The 23231-nt window shown below is 65.5% G+C and carries 22 protein-coding genes; 10 read left to right on the forward strand and 12 right to left on the reverse strand.

The genetic code is table 11. From position 1 onward, the window contains the following. Window positions 1-107: 107 nt before the first annotated feature. Together motB and motA are read right to left on the reverse strand one after the other, a co-directional pair. On the reverse strand, window positions 108-1274 hold the full coding sequence (motB, locus tag O8I58_RS09900) for a flagellar motor protein MotB (protein ID WP_298315115.1): 1167 nt from the start codon (window positions 1272-1274) through the stop codon (window positions 108-110). A gap of 10 nt (window positions 1275-1284) precedes the next feature. Next, entirely contained in the window at window positions 1285-2139 is an 855-nt protein-coding gene (motA, locus tag O8I58_RS09905) for a flagellar motor stator protein MotA (protein ID WP_298315117.1), read from the reverse strand. Window positions 2140-2394: 255 nt separating this feature from the next. On the opposite strand from motA, the gene ggt reads away from it, so the two are divergent. After that, window positions 2395-4218 (forward strand): gamma-glutamyltransferase, encoded by a 1824-nt coding sequence (gene ggt / locus O8I58_RS09910; RefSeq protein WP_298315120.1) that lies wholly within the window; start codon window positions 2395-2397, stop codon window positions 4216-4218. Between the two features lie 155 nt (window positions 4219-4373). Continuing rightward, entirely contained in the window at window positions 4374-5246 is an 873-nt protein-coding gene (locus O8I58_RS09915; RefSeq protein WP_298315123.1) for a DUF2884 family protein, read from the forward strand. Between the two features lie 124 nt (window positions 5247-5370). Here the strand turns inward: O8I58_RS09915 and O8I58_RS09920 are convergent, their stop codons facing one another. Beyond that, window positions 5371-6063: a DUF1345 domain-containing protein gene (locus O8I58_RS09920; protein ID WP_298315126.1), complete on the reverse strand. Its 693-nt coding sequence runs from the start codon at window positions 6061-6063 to the stop codon at window positions 5371-5373. A 287-nt stretch (window positions 6064-6350) separates the two neighbouring features. Here O8I58_RS09920 and O8I58_RS09925 point away from each other — a divergent pair, with 287 nt between their 5' ends. The 3 genes from O8I58_RS09925 (at window position 6351) to O8I58_RS09935 (ending at window position 8433) form a co-directional block, all read left to right on the forward strand. After that, complete coding sequence (locus O8I58_RS09925; RefSeq protein WP_298315129.1) at window positions 6351-7415, forward strand: GGDEF domain-containing protein; 1065 nt, start codon at window positions 6351-6353, stop codon at window positions 7413-7415. 79 nt (window positions 7416-7494) lie between these two features. Further along, on the forward strand, window positions 7495-8121 hold the full coding sequence (locus tag O8I58_RS09930) for a YiiX/YebB-like N1pC/P60 family cysteine hydrolase (RefSeq protein WP_298315131.1): 627 nt from the start codon (window positions 7495-7497) through the stop codon (window positions 8119-8121). An 87-nt stretch (window positions 8122-8208) separates the two neighbouring features. Then, complete coding sequence (locus O8I58_RS09935) at window positions 8209-8433, forward strand: hypothetical protein (RefSeq protein WP_298315135.1); 225 nt, start codon at window positions 8209-8211, stop codon at window positions 8431-8433. Window positions 8434-8552: 119 nt separating this feature from the next. On the opposite strand, the gene O8I58_RS09940 is transcribed toward O8I58_RS09935, so the two are convergent. Then, the gene (locus O8I58_RS09940) at window positions 8553-9242 is read right to left on the reverse strand and encodes a GNAT family N-acetyltransferase (RefSeq protein ID WP_298315138.1); all 690 of its coding nucleotides are present in this window, start codon (window positions 9240-9242) and stop codon (window positions 8553-8555) included. 134 nt (window positions 9243-9376) lie between these two features. Between O8I58_RS09940 and O8I58_RS09945 the strand changes: the two genes are divergently transcribed. The 3 genes from O8I58_RS09945 to O8I58_RS09955 all read left to right on the forward strand — a co-directional run bounded on the left by O8I58_RS09945 (window position 9377) and on the right by O8I58_RS09955 (window position 13189). After that, window positions 9377-10540 (forward strand): threonine aldolase family protein, encoded by a 1164-nt coding sequence (locus tag O8I58_RS09945; protein ID WP_298315141.1) that lies wholly within the window; start codon window positions 9377-9379, stop codon window positions 10538-10540. 230 nt (window positions 10541-10770) lie between these two features. Beyond that, complete coding sequence (locus O8I58_RS09950; RefSeq protein WP_298315144.1) at window positions 10771-12360, forward strand: SDR family NAD(P)-dependent oxidoreductase; 1590 nt, start codon at window positions 10771-10773, stop codon at window positions 12358-12360. 118 nt (window positions 12361-12478) lie between these two features. Then, window positions 12479-13189, forward strand: a complete 711-nt coding sequence (locus O8I58_RS09955; protein WP_298315147.1) for an rRNA pseudouridine synthase — start codon at window positions 12479-12481, stop codon at window positions 13187-13189. Window positions 13190-13258: 69 nt separating this feature from the next. Here the strand turns inward: O8I58_RS09955 and O8I58_RS09960 are convergent, their stop codons facing one another. Next, on the reverse strand, window positions 13259-14167 hold the full coding sequence (locus O8I58_RS09960; RefSeq protein WP_298315150.1) for a LysR family transcriptional regulator: 909 nt from the start codon (window positions 14165-14167) through the stop codon (window positions 13259-13261). Between the two features lie 38 nt (window positions 14168-14205). Between O8I58_RS09960 and O8I58_RS09965 the strand changes: the two genes are divergently transcribed. Next, window positions 14206-14700, forward strand: coding sequence for a lipocalin-like domain-containing protein (locus tag O8I58_RS09965; protein WP_298315153.1), 495 nt, complete (start codon window positions 14206-14208; stop codon window positions 14698-14700). 117 nt (window positions 14701-14817) lie between these two features. On the opposite strand, the gene O8I58_RS09970 is transcribed toward O8I58_RS09965, so the two are convergent. The 7 genes from O8I58_RS09970 to O8I58_RS10000 all read right to left on the reverse strand — a co-directional run bounded on the left by O8I58_RS09970 (window position 14818) and on the right by O8I58_RS10000 (window position 22250). Beyond that, window positions 14818-15066: a hypothetical protein gene (locus O8I58_RS09970; protein ID WP_298315155.1), complete on the reverse strand. Its 249-nt coding sequence runs from the start codon at window positions 15064-15066 to the stop codon at window positions 14818-14820. After that, window positions 15063-16388, reverse strand: a complete 1326-nt coding sequence (locus tag O8I58_RS09975; RefSeq protein WP_298315159.1) for a TFIIB-type zinc ribbon-containing protein — start codon at window positions 16386-16388, stop codon at window positions 15063-15065. The genes O8I58_RS09970 and O8I58_RS09975 overlap by 4 nt, the downstream gene beginning before the upstream one ends. A 17-nt stretch (window positions 16389-16405) precedes the next feature. Next, window positions 16406-17557: an SPFH domain-containing protein gene (locus O8I58_RS09980; RefSeq protein WP_298315162.1), complete on the reverse strand. Its 1152-nt coding sequence runs from the start codon at window positions 17555-17557 to the stop codon at window positions 16406-16408. A gap of 389 nt (window positions 17558-17946) precedes the next feature. Beyond that, the gene (locus O8I58_RS09985; protein WP_298315166.1) at window positions 17947-18972 is read right to left on the reverse strand and encodes a GGDEF domain-containing protein; all 1026 of its coding nucleotides are present in this window, start codon (window positions 18970-18972) and stop codon (window positions 17947-17949) included. A gap of 312 nt (window positions 18973-19284) precedes the next feature. After that, window positions 19285-20031, reverse strand: a complete 747-nt coding sequence (locus O8I58_RS09990) for an SDR family NAD(P)-dependent oxidoreductase (RefSeq protein WP_298315169.1) — start codon at window positions 20029-20031, stop codon at window positions 19285-19287. A gap of 193 nt (window positions 20032-20224) precedes the next feature. After that, a complete protein-coding gene (locus O8I58_RS09995; RefSeq protein ID WP_298315172.1) occupies window positions 20225-21580 on the reverse strand; it encodes a sensor histidine kinase in 1356 nt (451 codons plus the stop codon). Further along, complete coding sequence (locus tag O8I58_RS10000; protein WP_298315174.1) at window positions 21573-22250, reverse strand: response regulator; 678 nt, start codon at window positions 22248-22250, stop codon at window positions 21573-21575. The genes O8I58_RS09995 and O8I58_RS10000 overlap by 8 nt, the downstream gene beginning before the upstream one ends. Window positions 22251-22478: 228 nt before the next feature. Between O8I58_RS10000 and O8I58_RS10005 the strand changes: the two genes are divergently transcribed. Next, a complete protein-coding gene (locus O8I58_RS10005) occupies window positions 22479-23105 on the forward strand; it encodes an RIO2 family protein (protein WP_298315177.1) in 627 nt (208 codons plus the stop codon). Window positions 23106-23231: the final 126 nt, after the last annotated feature.

A 23231-nucleotide genomic window follows, 5' to 3' on the forward strand; every position in this document is an offset into this window, starting at 1 on the left:
GAAGATGACCGCACGCCCTGCCCCGCGACCGGAGCGGGATTCACCCGCGATGCCGCGACCTCAACGGGGAACGCGTCCGACCCATCGCGTCAACACGCCGCTGCCTTTCATTTCGCCGCATCGGCCTGCGCCGGCGCTGCAGGAGACCTGGCCACAGGTGCATCGTGGGAAATGGCCGCCTCGGCTGCGCGGGCCAGCTTCACCGCGGTGACAACCTGCGCACCGGTCGACGTCTGCAGCGGCGTCCTGGCACCGGCAGGCACGGACGGCGGCGTCGATCCAGCAGCGTGTGCCGGGGCCGCGGAAGCGTGCCCGGTATCAGCCGCGGCGGGTGTCGTACCCAGATCCGGCACGTGGGTATCGGCGTCGGGCAACGGCTTGCTCAACGCCACGGCCTGGCCGCTGCCGGCCAGTGCAGCCGCTTCGGCATCGTGGGTCATCACCACGATGCTGATCCGGCGGTTGATCGGATTCTGCGGATTGGTCTTGTCGAACAGGACCGATGACGACAGCCCCACCACCCGGGTCACCCGGGTGCCTTCCATGCCGCCGCCGATCAGCGCGCGCCGCGCGGCGTTGGCCCGGTCCGCGCTCAATTCCCAGTTGGTGTAGCCCGCGTCGTTGCTGTAGGCCGTGGTGTCGGTATGGCCGGTGATGCTGATGTGGTTGGGCACCTGGTTGATGAAGGACGCCAGCTCGTGAAGGATCGCGATGGTGTAGTCCTTCAGGTGCGCGCTGCCCTGGTCGAACATCGGCCGGTTCTGCTTGTCGACGATCTGGATGCGCAGGCCCTCCGGGGTCAGGTCCAGCAACAACTGGTCCTTGAACGGTTCCAGCGCCTGGCTCTTGCTGATGGCTTCCTGCAGCTCCTTCATCAGCGATTCCAGCCGCCGTTTCTCCTGGGCCCGCTGGTCCTGTTCGGCCGCAGTCGCCGCCTGGCCCTTGCTGTGCCCGAATGGCACGTCCCTGCTGCCCTTGGTCAGGTCCATGCTGCCGCCCAGCTTGATCATGGAACTGCTGGCGCCACCGGGCCCATTGAGGCCCGGCGCTGGCGCCGGTGACTTGCCCGCCAGCGGACTGGGATTGCGGAAATATTCGGAGATGGCCATGCGCTCCTGCTTGGTGGTGGCCGCCATCAGCCACATCACCAGGAAGAAGGCCATCATGGCGGTCACGAAGTCGGCAAAGGCCACCTTCCACGCGCCACCGTGGTGGCCGCGGCCCTGGACCTTCCTGACCCGCCGGATGATGACGGTGGATTTTCCATCGGCCATGGCCCCGCGCCTACTTGATGCTCTTCAGGTGGCTTTCGAACGCGGAGAAACCCGGGCGCACGTCGGAAGGCAGGGTCTTGCGCGCGAACTCAAGCGCGATCTTCGGGTTGTAACCACGCAGGCAGGCCAGCAGCGCGGTCTTGACCGACTCGTAGATGCGGCCGTCCTGCTCGGCGCGCGCTTCCATGGCCGCCGACATCGGCGCCACGAACCCATAGGCCAGCAGGATGCCCAGGAAGGTGCCCACCAGCGCGGCGGCGACATGGTGGCCGATTTCGTCGATCGGGCCGTCGATGGCGCCCATGGTGATCACGATGCCCAGCACCGCGGCCACGATGCCGAAGCCCGGCAGGCCATCGGCCACCTTGGCCAGCGCATGCGAAGGCGCCAGTGCCTCGTGGTGGTGCTTTTCCAGTTCGAGTTCCAGCAGCGGTTCCAGCTCGTGCGGCTCGATGTTGCTGCCGATCATCAGGCGCAGGCAGTCGGTCATGAAGTCCAGCAGGTGGTGGTCTGCCAGCACCTTGGGATAGCTGGCGAAGATGGCGCTGTCGGCGGGCTTCTCGACATGGTCTTCCAGCGCCATGAAGCCGTCGCGGCGGGCCTTGTTCAACAGTTCGTACACCAGCGACAGGATGTCCCGGTAATCGTCGGCCTTGTACCTGGGGCCCTTGAACACGCCGACGACCCCGGACAGCGTTTCCTTGACGATCCTGCCCGGCGTACTGACCAGGAAGGCACCCAGCGCCGCACCGCCGATGATCACCAATTCATAGGGCTGCCACAGCGCGCCGAGCTGGCCGTGCAACAGCACATAGCCTCCGACGACGCTGAGGACAACAACAATGAAGCCAACGATGATGAGCATGGCAAAGTTCGAAGACAAATCGGGGATATCCTGGTTTTCGGCTGCGCCTGCCTTTTCTGAAGGCCGCACGGCCAGCCACCACGGGCGCGGGAAGACCGGAACCACTGCACGCGGTGTCCCGCGCAGTGCAATGCCAGGACGCGCTGGACCCGTCCCGGCCACGACCAGAACGGATCGCTTGCCGCGATCACGTCATCCAGCCCTCCAAAGCGCCAACAGGCGGGGGCATGGAAGCAGGCTTGCTGCTACGGTTGAATGCCCTTCGTCATTCGCCACACCAACCTCATGCGCTTCATCTTCCCCACGCTACTTGCCGTGTCCCTGGCCGCTGCCGCGCCCTGCGCGCTGGCCAAGGACAACCCGCCACCCGCGCCGCAGATTTCCTCGCGCGCCCTGGATGCCAGCGCTCCGCCGACCACCCTGGCCGAACTGTCCAGGGCCGTGCCGGTCACTGCCGAACACGCGATGGTGGTTTCGGCCCAGCACCTGGCCACCCAGGTCGGCCTGCAGGTGCTCAAGGATGGCGGCAACGCGGTCGATGCGGCGGTCGCGGTCGGCTACGCGCTGGCCGTGGTCCACCCGTGCTGCGGCAACATCGGCGGCGGCGGCTTCATGGTGGTGCACCTGGCCGCCAGCAAGGGCAAGCCGGCGCGCGAGCTGTTCCTGGATTTCCGCGAAAAAGCCCCGCTGGCCGCCACGCCGACCATGTTCCAGGACGCCGACGGCAACGTGGTCAAGGGCCTTAGCACCGACACCTACCTGGGCGTCGGCGTGCCCGGCACCGTGATGGGCCTGGAAACCGCACGCAAGACCTACGGCACCCTGTCGCGCAAGCGGCTGATGCAACCGGCGATCGAACTGGCGCGCAACGGCTACGTGCTGCAGCAGGGCGACGTGAACATCATGAAGTCGCGCCTGGAAGACTTCGCCAAGTCGCCCAACGTGGCGAGCATATTCCTCAAGGCCGATGGCCAGCCTTACGCGGTCGGCGACACGCTGGTGCAGGCACAGCTGGCCAGGACCCTGGCCAGCATCGAAAAGCGCGGCATCAAGGCCTTCTACAAGGGCGACACCGCCAAGGCCGTGGTCGCGGCGAGCAAGGCCAACGGCGGCCTCCTGACGCTGCAGGACTTCGCCGCCTACACCACGCCCTGGAGCACGCCGATCCACTGCGGCTATCGCGGTTACACCGTGGTGTCCGCGCCACCGCCCAGCTCCGGCGGCGTCACCGTCTGCCAGATCCTGGGGCTGGTCCAGCCGTATCCGCTGTCCAGCTGGGGCTACGGCTCGGCCCCGGCGATGCACCACATGGTGGAAGCCGAGCGCCGCGCCTTTGCCGACCGCAACACCTACCTGGGCGACCCGGCCTTCGTCAGCAACCCGATCGACCAGATGCTGGCACCGGCGCACCTGGCACAGCTGGGCAGCAGCATCCGGCCCGACAAGGCCACGCCGTCCAGTGAGATCCATGGCAGCCTGGGCCCGGATGAAGGCACCAACACCACCCATTACTCGGTGCTGGACGCGCGCGGCAACGCCGTCAGCGTGACCTACACCATCAACTACCTGTTCGGTAACGGCCAGATGGCGGGCGACACCGGCTTCTTCCTCAACAACGAGATGGATGACTTCACCTCCAAGCCGGGCGTGCCCAACAGCTTCGGCCTGGTGCAGGGCAAGACCAACCAGATCGAACCAGGCAAGCGCCCGCTGAGTTCGATGTCGCCGACGATCCTGCTCAAGGACGGCCAGGTGTTCATGGTGACCGGCAGCCCGGGCGGTTCGACCATCATCTCCACCACCATGGAGAGCATCGTCAACGTGGTCGATTTCGGCATGAACATGCAGCAGGCGGTCAATGCACCGCGCTTCCACCACCAGTGGCTGCCCGATGTCACCAGCCTGGAGCCGGGCATGCTGGCGCCGCAGGTGCAGCAGCAGCTGGAGGCGATGGGCCACAGCTTCCGTGACGTGCAATCGTGGGGTGCGGACGAGGCGATTCTGCGCAACGCGAAGACCGGCCTGCTGGAAGGCGCCAATGATCGCCGCCGGCCTGCGGGCCTGGCCGCCGGCTACTGAGAACAACCCACGCCGACCACGCGCCGGCGCCGTGCCCTTCAAGGCCGGCGTCGGCGTTCTTGTTGGCCAGCCACCGCCACAGGTCGCCATGACTTGTGCCCCATGTCGCCCTTCGTCGGCTGGACGATGCTGCAGGCCCACGCGAAGGAACCGCCATGCGTCTTGCCTGCCTGCCCCTGCTGTTGTCGATGCTGTGCGCCACGGCCGCGGCGCACGCCGCTGATCCGTCGCCGCAGCCGCAGGATGGCCGGCACGATGGGGTGAAGCTATCCTCCGACCAGTGCGGCCTGTCCACACCCTTCAACGTGCTGGTTGATTCGGGCGGCGTATGGCTGTACCGCGAGCAGGGCGTGCCGAAGGAGATCTTCTTCCACGGCGGCGAACTCAGCGTGGACCGCAAGGTCCGCCAGGTCACTGCCGCCGACGCGCAGCGCCTGTGGCAGATGGAAGACCAGGCGCGGGCCTTGATGCCGCAGGTGGCCGGGATCGCACGCGACGCCATCGGCATCACCTTCGATGCGCTGTCCAGCGTGGTCGAGGCGCTCACCGGCAGCGCGCGCAAGGCACGCAAGGTCGACAAGCAGCGCGACGATGCGCTGGATTACATCAATGGCACGTTGGGCACCGGCCGCTGGGACCAGGAGGTCTTCGACGATGGCTTTGAAAAGCGCATCGAGGACGCCGCCGAAGAGATGGCCGGCATGCTGGCACGCAGCGTGCTGTGGCAGACCTTCACCGGCCGCGCCGAGGCGATGGAAGCCCGCGCCGACCGCATGGACGCAGAGATGGATGCCCGCATGGAGGCCAAGAGCAACGCACTGGAAGCCAAGGCCGCAGCACTCTGCCCCACGGTGCGCAGCCTGTATGCCCTGCAGGATGCGCTCGAATACCGCTACGACGGCCAGCCGCTGCGCATGATCGAGATGGATGACGACGCCTCCAACAACCAGAAGATCGCGGCGCCGGAAGCACATGCGCAGGAAGACAACGGCGACCATCCGCATACCGCCATCGATGTAAGCAGATAACCCGAAGCGGCAGTGTCGGCAGCTGCCGGTTGCTGGATACAAACCCCTCACCAGGGCCACATCCAGATTGGCGGTGGAGGTCGCATCCACACCATCCCAGACGCAGGATTGGCCGCGCTTGAACTCAGGCCTGCCCCGCCAGGATGTTCACCGTGACGGCGATGATGAACATGTTGAAGAAGAATGCGATCACGCTATGCATCAGCGCGATGCGGCGCAGGTAGCGACTGGTGATCTGCACATCGGAGACCTGGAAGGTCATGCCGATCACGATGGAGAAATAGGCAAAATCCCAGTAATCCGGCTCTTCCTTACCGGGGAATTCCAATCCACGGTGCTCCTGCCCGTAGTCACCGTAAAAGCCATGGGCGTAGTGCAGCGCGAACATGACATTCATGAAAAGCCAGGACAGCACGATGCTGCTCCCGGCGATGACAATGGATGCCACGCCGCCGGACTTGCCCGCGACCAGCTCGGTGCCCAATGCCAGCATGATGATCGCCGTCAGCCCGATCGCGCTCCACAGGATGCCCCACCGTCCAGCGTCCTGGCGCTCGGCCACCTCGCGCATCTGGTCGGGGCCAGCCGCGTTGAACAGGGTGCAGATGCCGGCCAGGAACACGAACGCCCCCGAGTCGAATCCAAGCAACAGTGCCGTGGGCAGCGAGACACCCGCCGCCAACAGCCCTGCCCCGACCGCCATGAACACCAACGCCGCAATGCTCAACCGCGGCCGCGCCGCAAAGGTCTGGACCGGCCGCCAGCGGCTACCACCGCTGCGCGCCACCGAAGAACCTGCCCGCTTCTTGTTGTGCATCGCAGCCCCGCCGCTACCCGGGCCGACGCCCGCACCCGATGATGCACGAAGCGTGGCGAATGCTGATCAACGTGGCAGGTCCCGAGGAAAGTCGATGGCCCCCCCCTTGCCGCGACCGTCGCAGGCCATCAGCGCCCGGAAGCCTCCACGGGAACGCGCCCTACCCCGGCTGACCCAGGGACTGGGACGCGCAACCGCCTGCCACGTCGGGCCTGACGCAGCGCGGAGGCCAGGGGAAAACCACGCTCGGCTACAATTCCGCACTTGTTTCGAAGGCCATCTCCACGATGCCACCGCCCGCGTCCCGTGAGCGCTTCATCCACAGCGCAAGCCTGATCGCATTGTCGCTGACGGTCCTGGCCTCTGGCATCGCGACCTTGATCCCATGGCTCAGCCCAGTTCGCCAGCCGATGGACCTGGTGATCCCACCGGTGGCGTGCAGCATCTTCCTGGGCCTGCTGGCCACGCTGATCCGGCGCCCGCCCTGGGTGGCCGGCATCATGCGTACCGCGTTGCTGACCGCGCTGGTGGCACTGGCCGCGCCTGCGTGGTTCTTCACCTGGCAGGCAGCAGTGACACCCAACCTGCTGCTGATCGACATCTATCCACCGGTGACCGCGCTGTTCCTGGCACTGATGGTGATGGTGATGATCTACCTGCCGCCCCGGCCAGCCTTCATCGCGGTCCTGCTGTGCTGGTTGCTGGTCGCATTGCCGGTATTGCTCTATCTGCTCAGCCACCCGCAAGAGATGCATACCCCGCGTGGTGCCGACCTGCTGATGGCCTATGGCCCGGTGTTCATCCTGATCGCGGTGCTGCTGCCAGTGCAGCGCGGGCTGACCGGCAGGATCCAGCACCTGGTGTCGGAACAGGCACGCATGGAAATCATGGTCAACCATGACCCGCTGACCCGCCTGTACAACCGGCGCTTCGGTGAGCAGGTGTTGCAGGACATGCTGGCCGGCAACAGGCCCGGTGGCGTGATCATGTTCGACATGGACCGCTTCAAGGCCATCAACGACACCCATGGCCATCCGGTCGGGGATGCGGTGCTGCAGCGCGTGGCCCAGCGCTGCCAGGAGCTGGTGCGCAAGGACGAATGCCTGGCCCGCTGGGGCGGCGAGGAATTCCTGATCGCCCTGCCCGGCATCGATCACGCCGGCCTGAAGCTCCTCGCCGAGCGCCTGCGCGGCGCGATCACCGAACTGACCGTCGCGCCCGTGCAGCAGATCAGCGCGTCGATCGGCGCCACCCTGATCCAGCACGATGACACCTACACCAGCCTGCTGCAGCGCGTGGACCAGGCGCTGTATCGCGCCAAGCAGCAGGGTGGCAACGTGGTGATGTGGTAGCACGCGTGCCATACCGGCCGGGCCCGCGCCGCGGATCATGGTGATAATGGCAATCCCCACACCTCGCCATCGACGCCGCATGCGAATCCTGCTGCTGTTGCTCTCCCTGCTGATCGCCCCGACCCTGCCCGCCGCGGCCAGGACCCCGCACGTACAGGACGGCGACCTGCTGTTCGTCACTGCCGCCAGCACCGGCCTGAGCGGTGCGATCAACGACGCCACGGGCAAGCGAGGCAAGATCAGTTACGACCACGTCGCGCTGGTGGCCCACGACGCGCACGGGCAGATCGTGCTGCATGCCGATGAAAAGGGCTCGCGCCAGCAGACGCTGGCCGCGTTCCTGGGCGATGCAGGCGCCAAACAGCGCCAGGTGTTCGTGTATCGCCTCAAGCGCGGCCAACGCAGCGCCATCCCCGAGGCCATCACCCGGGCGCGCGGCATGCTGGGCAAGCCGTACAACTTCACCTACGTGCAGGCCGAGGACAGCTATTACTGCTCGGACTTCATCGAACGCGCCTTCCGCGCGCATCACGTCTTCGCGTTGCAACCGATGAACTTCAAGAACACGCAGACCGGCGAGATGCCCAGGTACTGGATCGATTTCTACCGCAGCAAGGGCATGGACGTGCCGCAGGACAAACCCGGCACCAATCCCAACGACATGTCGGCCTCGCCTGTGCTGGAGCGCGTCGGCCAGCTGAAGTAACCGCACGGCAGGCACTGACGTCCTGGTCACGCCTGCATAACCGCGGAAACGTCATTCTGGGGGCCGATCCAGCGTCAGGAGCGCGCGATGAGATTTTTGCGAATGGTGGCCCTGGGCGCGGCCGCCGTCGTGGCCTACAAGCTCTGGAGGCAGCGTCAGCCCACGCCCGAACCGGTGACGACCTACGAAGTCGACTACGGCGACATCGCACCGCCGCACGGCGACCTGCTGCTGGGGACGCGGCACACGCACTTCGGCACCGAAGCGGTGATCAGCGCGGCACAGTCGAGCCGAGGCTTCGGCGGCACGTAAGCGGCCCACCCTGCGCGCCCGGCAACAGGCGGCCGCCCGGGCCGCCTTTTTTGGCACACATCCCTGTGCGCCCCCCTTCGAGCGGCTGCGCCGTGAAAAGCTGCTGTCCTGCCGTTTTTTCAGGCGCGTGGGTGATGCTCCAGGACCGCAACCCTGACATCGGTGCGCCAGGCGAAGCCCAACGCTTCGTACAGGGCAATGGCACCGGTGTTGTGTTTCCAGGCATGCAGGAAGGCGGTTTCGCCGCGCGCGGCGATCCCGGCGGCAACGTGGCGGGACAGCTGCTTTGCGAAACCATGTCCGCGGAAATCGGGATGCGTGCAGACCCCACTGACTTCGGTATGGCCAGGGAAGCGGAAGCGCTCACCCGCCATTGCCGCCAGCCGGCCATCGACGCGGATGCCGACGAAGCTGCCCATGCGATGGGTGCGCGACAGGAACGGCCCAGGTTCGGTCAACGTGGCCAATGCCAGCATCTCGGCCGCATCGGCATCGCCCAGTGGAACGACGACGTACCCGCCTGCAGCGGGCGGCGCCACGGGCGCGCGTGCGACCAGCTGCACGCCTTCGGCCAGCTTGACCGCCGTCAGACCGGAAGGCACCACGATGTCGGCCACCTGCAACAGGTAGACCTGTTCCGACGGCTGCACCAGCGCAGCCAATGCCGCCTGTGCGGCGGCGCCGTCGTCGCATGCGGCAGCGAAGCGGTTGATGTCGGGCGCGTAGCGTCGCGCCAGGGCATCGCCTTCGGAGAGCGGCGCGTGCGCCGTGCTGAGGCTGGCCCACACAGGGCGGTCGAGTGGATTCATCGCCGCAATGCTAACGCCCAATGCCACGACGGCGCATGCCCGGGCGCCCCCGTTACCATGACCAATTGCACTGCATCGCGGTGCACTGAAGCGCGACGCTGCTTCAAACCCAACCTTTCCCGGGAAGCAGAACTATGGTCAGCCGACGCCGCTTCATGCAGCTTGCTTCAGTGGGTGCATCCCTGGTCGCGGGCGGCGCCTCCCCTCTTTCGGCGGGCGCCGCCACGGGTGATGAATCCGGCAACCCACCCGTGGACCAGCTGGTGGCCCTCACCGGCGACAACGTGCCGAGAAAGATGACCGACGCTCCGGCGCAGTTGTTGCGCATGCTGGAAACCAGGTCAGGGATGAACGATTTCTACCTGGCCGAAGGCGCCGTTGCGGCGCTGGAACTCGAATTCTCCAGATTGCTGGGCAAGGAAAGCGCGGTCTTCATGCCGACCGGCACCATGGCCAACCAGATCGCCATCCGCCTGCTGTGCGGCGACCGGAGGCGATTGCTGGTACAGCGCGAGAGCCACGTCTACCAGGACGAAGGCGACGCGGCATCCACCCTGAGCGGGATCAACCCGGTGCCACTGGAGACTGCTGGCCCGGACCTGGAGCAGCAGCTCCAGGCCGCGTTCTCCATGGCGTCCGAATCCCCCTATCCGACCACCGTGGGCGCGGTGTCGCTGGAAAGCCCGATCCGGCGGCTGGATGGACGGACGCTTCCGCTTGAACAGGTCGAAAGGATCTCCGCACTGGTAAAACGTCAAGGCGCGGGCCTGCACCTGGATGGCGCGCGCCTGCTGCTCATGCATGGCAGCGCGGGCTTCGAGGCCGCCCGCTACTGCAAGCCCTTCGATACCGTCTATGTCTCCCTGTACAAGTACCTTGGCGCACCGTTCGGCGCAGTGCTGGCCGGCGGCAAGGACATGATGGAGAAGGCGCGCGAGATGCGGCATGTCCTGGGCGGCACGCTGTTCCATGGATGGGTGGCCGCACTGCCGGCCCTGGAGCAGCTGGACGGATTCGGCGAACGCTTCGCACGCGCGCGCGAAGCCGGCGAGCAATTGCTGGCGGCGCTGTCCAAGATCGACGGCATCACGGTGGAGCGCGTGCCCGATGGCAGCAACATCGCGTTTCTGCAGCTCGGCCCACGGCTCGCCGACGGACTCGCCGAGCGGCTGCGGGCACACGACATCGTGATTGCGAACGTCAGGTCGGGCCGCCTCCCCCTGACGATCAACGAAACCATCCTGCGGCGCCCCGTCGCGGAGATTGCTGCCGCTTTCCCACCGCGCTCAGGCACCTGACCGCAGGCCGGGACAGCGCAACCTGGGCGGCCCGCCCCAGGCGCGTTCAGGTTTCCCTCCACCAGCTCCAGTTGGCGCCAGCACCCCGGAATCGGTGAAAATGGCCGCCGGCCGGTAGACCTCGGCCACCCATGCATGATCCTGCGCCGCCGCGGTCATCGCCCCTCCTTCCACCGCCTTCTTTCCCTTGCCTGCCCGCCTCGGCGGTTAGCGCTTCTCCCGGATCTGTCTTGAACACCACTGCCCCGCCCCTCGCCGCCGACGACAACCAGCCCCTGACCGAGCGCCTGCGCGTAGCGCTGGACCTGCTGGAGGCGATCGAAGCCGACCGCAGCGTGCTCGACGCGCTGCCCGAGGAAGACCGCGTGCGCCTGCACCAGGTGGTGGCCAAGGTCTATCACCCCGAACCCAAGGCGCGGCGGGTGATGCTCAAGCAGCAGGCCAAGCAGCGCCACCAGGAAAAGGTCCGCAAGGCCGAGGCGCTGCTGGAACAGACCGGCATCCGCACCCTGCGCCGCAAGCCGGTGTTCAGCACGCCGAATTATTTCCCGCCGCACGCCGCTGGCCTGCACGACGCCAGCAATGGCGAAGGCGCTGCCGTGGTGGAAGCACCCACGCATTCACCCGAACTGCGCCACTGCTATGTGTGCAAGCAGAAGTTCACCCAGCTGCATCATTTCTACGACCAGATGTGCCCGGCCTGCGCCGAGTTGAACTTCATCAAGCGCACCGAGACCGCCGACCTGCGCGGCCGCGTGGCACTGCTGACCGGCGGCCGGGTCAAGATCGGCTACCAGGCTGGCCTGAAGCTGCTGCGTGCCGGCGCCGAACTGATCGTCACCACGCGCTTCCCGCGTGATTCGGCCGCACGTTATGCGGAAGAACCCGACTTCGGCGAATGGGGCCACCGCCTGCAGGTCTACGGCCTGGACCTGCGCCATACACCCAGCGTTGAAGCCTTCTGCAGCGAGCTTCTGGCCACGCGCACGCGCCTGGACTTCATCATCAACAACGCCTGCCAGACCGTGCGCCGCCCGCCGCAGTTCTACGCGCACATGATGGCCGGCGAGACCGCCGCGCTGCATGAGCTGCCCGACACCATCCGCAAGCTGATCGGCGATTACGAAGGCCTGCGCAGCCCCGAACTACTGACCGCCACCGCGCAAGGCACGTTGCCGGCCGCGCAGGGCAACAGCTTCAGCAGCGCAGACGGCCTGCACCGCGCCGCCGAGCTGTCGCAGGTGCCGCTGCTGGCCGATGAACTGCTCGGCCAGCAACACCTGTTCCCCGAAGGCCGGCTGGACCAGGACCTGCAGCAGGTCGATCTGCGCGGGCGCAATTCCTGGCGCCTGCTGATGGCCGAAGTGCCGTCGGTGGAGCTGCTGGAGACCCAGCTGGTCAACGCCATCGCGCCCTTCATCATCAACGCGCGGTTGAAGCCACTGATGCTGGCCACGCCCGAGCGCGATAAGCACATCGTCAACGTGTCGGCGATGGAAGGGCAGTTCTACCGCAACTTCAAGACCACCCGACACCCGCACACCAACATGGCCAAGGCCGCGCTGAACATGATGACGCGCACCTCGGCGGCCGATTACCAGAACGACGGCATCCACATGAACAGTGTCGACACCGGCTGGGTGACCGACGAGGATCCGGCAGAGATCGCTGCCAAGAAAGTGCTGGAAGAGCGCTTCCACCCACCGCTGGACATCGTCGACGGTGCCGCCCGCATCGTCGACCCGATCATCCACGGCTTCAACACCGGCGAACACGTCTGGGGACAGTTCCTGAAGGACTACGCGCCCACCGATTGGTGAGCAAACCAAAAAACCGGGGTCAGAGTGCAGTTTCTAAAAAACTGCACTCTGACCCCGGTTTTGACCTCGGTTTTATCCTCGTTCTTTGTTCAATTCCATTCCGATTCCGAGTGTTCCGATGCCCGACCCCATCCGCCTGGACAAATGCGTCGCCGCGCTGGCCAGTTGCTCGCGCAACGAGGCCCAGCAATACATCGAAGGTGGCTGGGTCAGCGTGGACGGCACGGTCACCGAGGAGCCACAGGCGCTGGTGACGCCCGAACAGGTGGCGCTGGCTTCCGATGCACAGCTGGGCGAGATCGAGCCAGCCACGCTGCTGCTGCACAAGCCAGCGGGCCTGAGCGTAGAAGCAGCCATCGCGCTGGTGACACCGGACACGCGCAGCGCGACCGACATGACCGGCATCCGCCTGTTGAAGCGTCACCTGCGCCGCCTGAATCCGCTGATGCCGCTGGAAGATGCGGCCAGCGGCCTGCTGGTGCTGAGCCAGGACGGCCGCGTGATCCGCCGGCTCACCGACGATGCCAATTCGATCGAACAGGAATTCGTGGTCGAAGTCAGCGGCGAACTGGTGCCTTATGGCATGGCCCGGCTTGCGAACGGCTTGATCTACCAGCAGCGCATGTTGCCGCCGTGCAAGGTCAGCTGGCAGAACGAAGAGCGCCTGCGCTTTGCGATCAAGCACGTGCAGCCAGGTCAGCTGCAGTCCATGTGTCGCGAGGTTGGACTGGAAGTTGTCAGCCTGCGACGCCTGCGGATCGGCAGCATTCCGATGGGGAAGATCGACGCCGGCCAATGGCGTTACCTGCCGGCAGGCACGCGTTTCTAGTGCGCCGAACGATGGCGATGCCGTCGTGCTGCCTCGGCAACGCGGATCCCGATCTCCGCCACGCTGGCTTTATTGGAAGGCCAGCGTGAGGACACGCAGCGCCTCGCGCGTGCGCCGATCGCGCAGGTTGCTGTAGAGCATCACCTCCTGCGAACGGATCGACGGCAGCGACAGGCGCGTGCCGACATCGACCGCCGCCAGCGGCGCCGCACGCCGCGCCATCACTGCGACCGCAAGCCCGGCGACAGCAGCGGCGCCCAGGATCGCGGCGCCCTTGCCGACAAAAACCTCGTGCCATGCGATGCCAGCCCGATCCAGCGCGCGGACCGCCTCGGCACGGATGCTGCACGACTCGCCCTGCGTGGCCAACGGCAGTGGCTGCCCGGCACGCCACTCCCAGCCTGCCGCGGCGAACCACGCAAAGGGCTCGGCGAATACCACCCTGCCACGCTTGCCGCGCTCGTCCGAACGCAACACCAGCGCGGCATCGAGTTCGCCTTGTTCCTGGCTTTGCAGGAGCTCCCTGGTGCCGGCGATGCGCACCTCGACCCGCAAGCCCGGGTCGTGATCGCGCAGCCGTCGCAGCAGGAACGGGAGTTCGCTGCCGACCAGCTGCTGGTTGATGCCGATCGCCAGCCGGCGCTGTTCAACCTCGAAGGCCGCCACGGCGCGGTCATGGGACAAGACCAGATCGCGCGCAACCTCCTGGAAGGCCTGTCCCTCGGCAGACAAACGCACGTGGCGCGGCGTGCGTTCCAGCAGGCGACGGCCAAGCTGGTCCTCCAGGCGCCGCAGCTTGAGGCTGATCGCCGACTGGGTGGTACCCAGCACGTCGGCGGCGCGGGTGAAGCTCTTCAGGTCTGCGGCCAGCAGGAACGCCCTGACCGCGTCCACGTCCATCGCTTTCATCTGCATGGATTCGATTCTGAAATGACAGATAGCGTTGTAGACACGTTTTTCTAATCGTTCAAGCGGCATAGGATCGCGCCATCCCCCAAGCCACGAGGAGTTCCACAATGCATCCAATCACTGGCGCGCTCGTCGCGATGCTAGCCGGGCTCGCGGCACGTGATGCGCAGGTGCCCACGCCCGTGTTCCCGCTACAGGGCACCTGGACCCTGGTCGCCGCCGACAAACGCCTGGCCGATGGCGCGACGGTGCGCGATTACGGGGAACACCCCAAAGGCAGGCTCATGGTTGACGCGCAGGGTCGCTATTCGTTGCAGATCTTCAAGTCCGAACGCCTGCGCTTTGCCAGTGACAGCAAGGTCGATGGCAGCCCCGACGCCTTCAGTTCCGCGGTGATGGGCAGCAGCACCCATTACGGCACGCTGACGCTCGACGAGCATGCCGGCCTGCTGGTTTTCTCGATCGAAGGCGCGTCGTTCCCCAACTGGGAAAGCACGGTCCAGCGGCGTCAATACACGCTCGACGGCGCGGAGCTGCGTTACCAGGTACCGCCCAGGGCGGATGGGAGCATCCCCATTTCAGTGTGGCGCCGACTCGAGTGAAGTCCACGTTTGAAACAAACAAAACCGGGGTCAAACAAAACCGGGGTCAGAGTGCCCTTTCCACTTTCCAAAGAAAGGGAAAGGGCACTCTGACCCCGGTTTTCTGACCCCGGTTTTCTACTCCACGCGCTGTACCCGCTTGCGATACGCAGCGACGTTGTCGCCATCGATGCGTGTCTGCCGGGTGCCGGTGATCTTGTCGACCTTGTCGTTCGAGCCAGTCACCGGCTTGGCGTCCACCGCTGTTTCGCGCTCGAACGCATGCGACTTGTCGGTGTTGCGGTAGAAGCGGTACAGCGCCCAGTACAGCGCCGCGGCGCCGGTAGGGCCGATTGCGAGCAGCCAGAGTCCACCGTCGTCGCTCATGATGCGTGCGCCAGGAACCAGAGGGCAGCGCCTTCCAGGAACGTGCCCACGGTCAACGCCACGCTGAGCAGCTTCCACTGCTGGATCGGCACGCTGCCCATCGTCTCTCCGGTGCGGCCATTGACCGCGATGTAGTGCAGCATGCCGCCGTTGCGGCCGGGCTGGTGGTAGGAATACAGCCACACCGGCAGGTACATCGCCACCCAGCGCGTGCCGTGCACGGCCAGGCGCTCCTGCTCCCAGCGCACGCCGCGATCGAAGCGGGCCACCGACGCATGCACCTGCGCGCGTGCGATCGACAGCAGCTGGTCTTCCAGGCGCGGGCGCAGTTGCTCCACGTCACGGTCACGCTTCTCCGAGGTGAAGCCGGACAGGTAGGACGCGTTCCACTTCACCGCGTTCTTGGTGTCGAACGGCAGGATGGCGTTGATGATGTTGTTGGTGTTGGTGCCTGTATCCAGGTTGCCACGCGTGGCGGACGACTCAATCGGCAGGTCGTCGACGGTAAAGTCCACGTGCCGGTCGATGCGGTACACGTCGGCGTCGTAGTAGGTCTGCTTGTTCTTGTCATTGCCGCGGGTATACCGACGCGTCTCGACCTCGCCGTGGCCAGCAACGTCCGCGCTCACGTTGCCGTCGACGATCATGTAGGGCAGGTAGACGCCGACCACGTTCTCCGGCGTGAACTGTTCCTTGAAGGCCTTCAATGCGAACAGCCGTCGCTTGTCGACGAACTGGCGAATGCGCGCCACCGCATCGTCCTGCTTGATGTGGAACGGCAGCACCGCATCTGGCACCGCGCCGTTGGGAATCTGCTCGTTGACGCCGAACACATGCCGGCACCAGTGGCAGCGTGCCGTCATCGCGTGGTCGGTGTTGACCGTCACTTCGGCACCGCAGCCAGTGCACTTGAACGTCATCAGGCTGGCAGCATCGGCCGCGATATCGCGCGCACCAGAAGCGATGACCGTGCCGCTGAGCTGGTCGATGCCCTCGCCGAAGCCGAACGCCTCCTCCACACGTTCGCCACGCCATTCGTGGCGGCAATACAGGCAGATCAGCAGGTCGGTACCGGCACGCTGGCGGATGTCGGTTGAACCGCACTTCGGACAACGGTTGAGGCCGTCCTTGAGTTCGTCGCTGGCGGTGTCGATGGCCTGTGGATCGGGCGCCAGCAGTTCGTCGCGGATCGGCCCGGGCAGCGTGGTGGGATCGACGCCCAGCTCGCCCGGCAACGGCGGAACGTCCTGCGGCGAGCCGGGGCCGGGGCTGGCCGGAACCGGCGGTGGTGGCAGCGGGGGTGGACCCTGCGTATTCGACATGGTGCGCAGTCCGCCCTTTACAGGCCCAGCGCCTTGGCCTTGAGCGCGTCGTAGTCGCCCTGCGTGATCAGGCCCAGGTCCAGCATCTCCTTGGCCTTCTTCAGCTTGGCCACCGGATCGTCAGCCGCGGGCGCGGCCGGGGTGGCCGGCTGCTGCAGGCTGCCGATGCCGCCGGCCATGCCCGATGCCATCCCCAAGCCGACCAGCCCCGCCGCGCCACCGTGTTCGCCGGCCGATTGCATGCCCTGGGCCACGCTGGCCTGCAGGTTGGAGTTGCCGCGCGAACCGGACAGCGCATCGGCGCGCTGCACGGTCTTGAGCAGCTCGCGGGTGTTGGCGTCGTATTCGATCGACACGATGGCCGTCTTGACGATGGCCAGGCCGCGGTCGGACTTCCACTGGTAACCGGCTTCCACCGCATCGGACAGGCTCTTGGCAAAGCCGAGCGAATCCTGCTGCAGCTTGGTGATTCGGTTGCCCTTGCCGGGATCGTTGCTGTACAGGCTGAAGGCCGGCGCGAGCGAACCCACCACTTCGTTGAACAGCTGGCTGGCCGCGGCGTTGTCCAGGTCGGTGAAGTCGAATACCTGGCCCGGCTGCAGGTAAGCGGCCGGCACGAAGTTCTTCACGAACAGGATCGGGTCGAGGATCTTCAGCGTGTACGAGCCGCGCGTGACCGCGCCAACCTGGGTATTGAGGAAACCGTCGTCCCAGTAGATTTCCGACTGGGTGCCGAAACGGTTGTCCGGCAACTCCTTCAGCGAGACGAAATATGCCGCCTGCTGCGCGCCCGGCTGGCCACCGAACTTGAAGCGCTCCCAGCTCGCCTTGACCAGCGAGGCAAGCAGCCCATCGCCAGCATAGATCGAGGTGGAATTGAGGTCGTCCGAGCGCCATTCATAGCCACCGGCCTCGGCCGCGAAGCCGGTGATCTTGCCGTCCTGGAACAACAGCAGGCCGTAGCCTTCGGGCACGACGATCTTGGAGCCGTTGGTGATGATGTTCGACGAACCCTTGGTGTTCGAACCGCGCCCGGCGTTGGTGCCCTGCGGCACCGCCGCGAACAGCGCCGCCGTCGACGGCAGGCCCTCGGGGATAGTGTAGAAATCCTTCCACTGGTCGGCCAGCACGCCACCCACCGATCCCACCACTGCCTGTACAAGACCCATGTCCGCTCTCCGCGATTCGTGGCCGGCCCGTGTGCCCGCCATGCGCGGTGGACTATACCTGCCCTGATGGCAAGTTCATGACCTGCCGGACGGGGGATGTCGAACGCCTGGCGGGTTTCCGCCGCTTGCGAATGCACCGTGCGCCACCTCGGGAAACCCCTCCACTGGCACTCCGCACGCAGCAGATACAACGCCGCGCATCACGCCTCATACAGATCCACGCTGCGTGGCCTGATGCGCTTGCACGGGCGCCCCAGAATCGGCCGGTTCTGCGCGAGTCGCTCACGACGCATGTCGCCCGGATAGGTCTTCCCGCGCACCCACATGACCTGCACGGACCAGCGAGGATCGTGAACGGGCCCCAGGATCTTTCCCGGCTCCGCGACCTTCTAGACTGGCGCCGATTCCACCACGCGTCCCTTGCCACGACGCTTGGCCGCGTAGAGCGCCGCGTCCGCGCGACGCATCACGTCAACGGCCCGGTCGCCGGGCTGGATCCGGGCGAATCCAGCGCTGAAGCCAAAGCGCGCCCCATGCACATCCAATGCACGCACCTCCGCAAGCAGGCCCTCCAGGATCAACCGCATCGCCGCACTATCCTGGCCGAGCGCGATCATCCCGAATTCCTCCCCACCCAACCGCCCCTTGGCAACAAGATCCGGAAGCTTGCGCAATTCCTGCGCCAATGCCTTCAGCACCTCGTCTCCGCCTTCGTGGCCATGCCGCTCATTGATCGCTTTGAAGTCATCCAGGTCCAGCATGGCGAAATAGGAGGCACTGCGCGTGGACTGTACGCAGGCGAACTCCAACTGGGCGAGCAGCGCACGCCGGTTAGGCAATCCGGTCAGCGCATCGGTTTCGGATAAAAGCCTGAACTCCTCCTTGAGCCGGAATGTCGTGCGCAGGCTGAGGACAACCGCATGATTGAGACCCAGGCTGACCAGGCATGACGTCACCACCATGATGGCCGCCAGCTTTACATTCAGGCTGGGTGGAATGGCATGCGGCTGTCCGAGCAGGAAGATCGCCCAGATCAAGACCACGAGCAGCAGGTAGTCGCGGCGCAGCGCAACCACGCCGGCGAAGCCCACCGACATCAGGATTGCCGTGGGCAGCGTCAACAGATCGCCCTGGCTGCGCATCATGGACAATTCCATCCGGAATGCCACGGCTAGCAGAATCCCATAGATGATCGTCCCCACGCGCCATCTGTGGACGCTGGCGGTAACGCCTTTCCAGACGCAGATGCCAACCAGCATCAGCAACATCACCCAGGTCATCGGGACCGACGCAACGTCCACTTCCGGGTTCACCACGAGGCTTGTGACCCAGGCGATGATCGCCACGACCTGCAGGCTCGTCGTCGAGCGCCTGAGCATCGCCCTGACGTGCTCAAGATACAAAGTCGAATCCATGCTCCCCCTTCTGCACGCCTCGCGCCAAACAGACGTTATCTTCTACGCGTCCGGCCGTGATGCCACGGTTGACGCAGGTCAACGTCTGCTGCGACCCACTGACAGGGACATTCCCCGCCATGGGAAGGCGCTGGCTGGGGGCCATTGCGGTATCGCAATCTTGTCGAAACAGCCCGTAAGGGCACGGCACGCGGCCCCGCCTGACGGGCGTCCACGCTGCGCCGGGTAGCACATCTGCGACACCGGGGAGAGGTCAGGGGCTGGATCGGCGAGAGGGTGTACGTCCACCACCGATCCCAGCCTTGCGCCAACTTATCTGTAGCCGCCGCCAGCCTTGACCAGCTCGCCAGTGAGCCAAGCGGCATCGTCGGAGGCCAGGAACACCGCCACCGAAGCGATGTCGTCCGGGCTACCGATGCGGCCCAGCGGTGTCTGCGCGACGATCTGCGACTGGAACTCCGAGCCGATGAATCCGGCCGCCTGCGCGCCTTCGGTATCCACCATGCCTGGGTTGACGCTGTTGACGCGGATGCCGCGCGGGCCCAACTCACGCGCCAGCACGCCGGTGATGGCATCCACAGCACCCTTGGTGGCCGAGTAGACGGCCATGCCCGGCGGGGTGATGGTGCTGACGATCGAGCCGATGTTGATGATGCTCCCGCCCTGGCCCAGGTGCCCGGACGCGGCCTGCGTGACCTGCAGCAGACCCAGCACATTCACGTCGAACTGTCGTCGGAAGTGCGCTGCGCTGATGTCCTCAAGCGGCGCCACTTCGTAAACCCCGGAGTTGTTGACCAGGATGTCGAGCTGGCCGAAGTGTTCCACCGCCGCCGCCACCAGCGACTGGGCCTGATCGAGCTGTGACACATCGGCCTGGACGGCCACCGCCTGACCACCGGCCTGGATGATGCGCGCGACCACCGCGTCGGCGCCGCTGCGACTGGACGCGTAGTTGACGACGACCGATGCGCCTTCCGCCGCCAGGGCCAGCGCGATCCCGGCACCAATGCCCTTGGACGCACCCGTGACCACGGCCACCTTACCTGCGAGCTTGCTCATGTCGAGTTTCCTGATGAAGAAGAGGGAACACACGCATGCGGCCAGTGCCGATGGCGCGTGCACATCAGGAATGGGGCGCCGGCGCAGCCAGGATAAGTAGGGAAATCGGGGAGAGTGAATCCCAAAAATCCGAAGCGGCGCACCTGCGCTGGCTGCTGATCTCCCGCATCCGCATTCAGCTTCTGGCGGACGCCTACCCGAAGCTGATGACAAACCTCGCGCCACCACTGGAGGACGCTTCGACCTTCATCCCTGCGCGATGGAGGGCCGCGATTTCGGCCACGATCGCCAGCCCCAGCCCGCTCCCATCGCCTTCATGATTCGCGCGGTAGAAACGCTCCACCACGCGTGCCCGGTCAGCTTCCGCAATTCCCGCCCCGTCATCCTCAACGAACAGCTGCGGTGGAGACTCCGTGACGCCAACCGTCACCAGGCCCCCTGCCCGACCGTAGCGCAGGGCATTGTCGATCAGGTTGGCAAGCACCTCGCGAAGCAGTTGCGGCTCGCCAAGGGCCTCAACCGGGGCTTCCGGCCCGTCGTATCCAAGGTCCACCCCGAGCTGGATGGCGCGGTCGGCGTGGTACTCGACTTCCTCGCGGGCCAGAAGCGCCAGATCAAGATGCACGAAGCTGAGCTGGCTCTCGGCGGCGTTGGCGGACCGGTTCAGGGTCAGCAGTTGCTCGACCAGGCGGCGCAGGCGCGTCAGTCCATTGAGCGCGTGCGTCACCGCTTCACGTTGACCGGTGGGGTCCCGTTCCCGAAGCGCGCTTTCGATCTGGACCTGGAGCACCGCCAGAGGCGTTCGAAGCTGGTGAGCCGCATTACTGATGAAGCGCTGCTGTGCCTGCTGGGCGTTCGTCAGGCGTCCAATCAGGGCGTTCATGGCATCAAAGGCGGGCTGAAGCTCGGCCGGGCCATGGAGTCGCTCGGGCGATTGCCGTAGCTGGGTCTCGTTGTAGCCGGCCAGACGCCGGGCCGCTTGCCGGGCAGCGGAGGCAACCGCTGAGGTGGCTGATGCCAGCAGCAGCGCGGCAAGGCCAATGACACCAAGTTGGAGCGGGATGCTGGCAAGCAGCAAGTGGTAGCGGAGCAACCTGCGCTTCCGCAACGTCTCTCCTACCCGGATCTCCGTGAAGGTCGTCCCGTCCAGGCCATACAACCTGACCTGGGCGACCCGGATACGGCGACCGTCGTAACGAGTGTCGTAAACGCTTTGACCACTGTCCGACAGGTCGTCAGCGGCAGGGATGGGATCGCCCAGCGCCCGCGCCGCAGGTGATGGTCGAAGCTGGACGTAGAGCTGGTCGACGCTATCCCACTTGACCATCTCCACGGCCTTGGGAGGTAGCCAGGGCCCGCCACTCCGTTGCGATTCGACCGCTTCATGACCAAGAGCGGTAGCCGAATCGACAAGCCAGCCGTCGAACACCTTGTCGGCGAAATAAGAGGCCAGCAGGAACGAAGCAACTGCGCCCGCCAGGAGCAGCGGCAGCAGCATCCACAGCCGGCGACTGAGTAATCCACGCAGGCTGCCCATGGCCTTATTCACGGTCGACGAGCTCCAGGCGATATCCCAGGCCGCGGAGCATGCGAATGCCGACGCCGGCATCGGCGTGTTCAAGCTTGCGGCGCAACCGACTGACATGGACCTCGATCGCTGACGGATTGGCCTTGGCATGCCAGTCGTAAAGCGCCTCGAAGAAGCGCTGCTTCGAGACGACCTTCCCCGCGTGCCGGATGAGCAACTCGAGCACCGCCAGCTCGCGTGCGGTGAGATCGAGCTCTTCTCCATTGCAGGACACGCTGCGCGCGCCGGGATCGAGTTCCAGCGAACCAAACGTATAGAGGCCGGGCGACGCTGGCTTGCGCCTTGCCAGCGCCCTGATGCGCGCTTCCAGTTCGCCCAGTGCGAATGGCTTTGCAAGGTAATCGTCGCCACCGACATCCAGGCCACGGATACGGTCCTGCAAGCCATCGCGGGCACTGAGGATGATCACCGGCAGCGTCACCGACTGCCGTCGCATCTGGGCAAGCAGATCGATGCCATCACCGTCCGGCAGGCCCAGGTCGAGGATGACCAGGTCATACGGCGTCGCGGCCAATGCAGCCATCGCCCCGCGGCCATGCGTCAGATGATCACAGGCATGGCCTGATTGGCCGAGTGCCCGGGCCAGACCTTCACCCAACAAATGATCGTCCTCGATCAACAAAATCCGCATAGCAAGCTTCGCGCAAGGTTCAAGAAAGGGCAGTGCAAGCCACTGGACCTACCGTCATGAGTCAAGAACGTTTTGAACAACTTGCGTCATCCCGCGCAGGCGGGAATGACGAAGAAAAGAATTGTTCAGACCTTCCCTGCAAGTAGATCCGGAGCGACGCCATTCTAGGCGCGCAGGCCACAGCACGGGCTGACCGCGCGTACCGCTCCGACCCAGACGGAGCCAAGCATGAGCGCAGTAGCAGATAAAGCCCTTGTCACCCGGAAAGATGGCGCACAGGAAGTCACCAGCGTAAAGAATCACGTCTTGCTGCTTGACGGACGCGTTATGAAATCATTCGTCGCCGGGCGACGCAGCAAGAACAGGTTCCGGCGAGAGCTTGAAGCGCTGCGCCGGCTACAAGGCCTTGAAGGTGTTCCCGAATTGCTGCGCGCCTCGCATTCGCCGATGTGCGTGCACATGTCCCGCATCGAAGGCATCACGCTGGATCGCGCCGGCAGCGTGCCTGGTGCCGTCTTCCACAGCTTGCGGGAACTGGTCGAACGTATGCTCGATCATCGCGTCGCGCGCCACTCACTTCCCGCCCGGGATGTCCTGGTACGGCCGGATGGCTCCGCCGGCCTGGTCGACTTCGAGCGGAGCCGCAGCTGCCATTTTTCATGGTCACCCATCTGGCTGGCCTCGCGTGCGGTGACGCGCTTCCAGCTGCTGCGCCTGATCGAGGCACACGCGCCCCATCTTCTGAGCCAGCGCGAGTCGGCGACCCTTGGTATGCAGCACTGGTTACGTGCGGTCTACCGACTCCATCTGAACCTGCGCAAGCGCTACAAGCGCCGCCTGAAGAGCATTAACTGATGGAACCATGGCAGGCGCAGGCGCGGCGCCGATGCAACGAACAAGACAAGAAGGTGAGGTGCTCCAGCTGGCCACCTGATGCCCCACTTGCCCCCATCCGGCCAGATTCAAGCGCCATCCCCGGAT

Origin of the sequence: Pseudoxanthomonas sp. (assembly GCF_027498035.1) — a bacterium.
In the GTDB taxonomy this organism is placed as follows: Bacteria; Pseudomonadota; Gammaproteobacteria; order Xanthomonadales; family Xanthomonadaceae; genus Pseudoxanthomonas_A.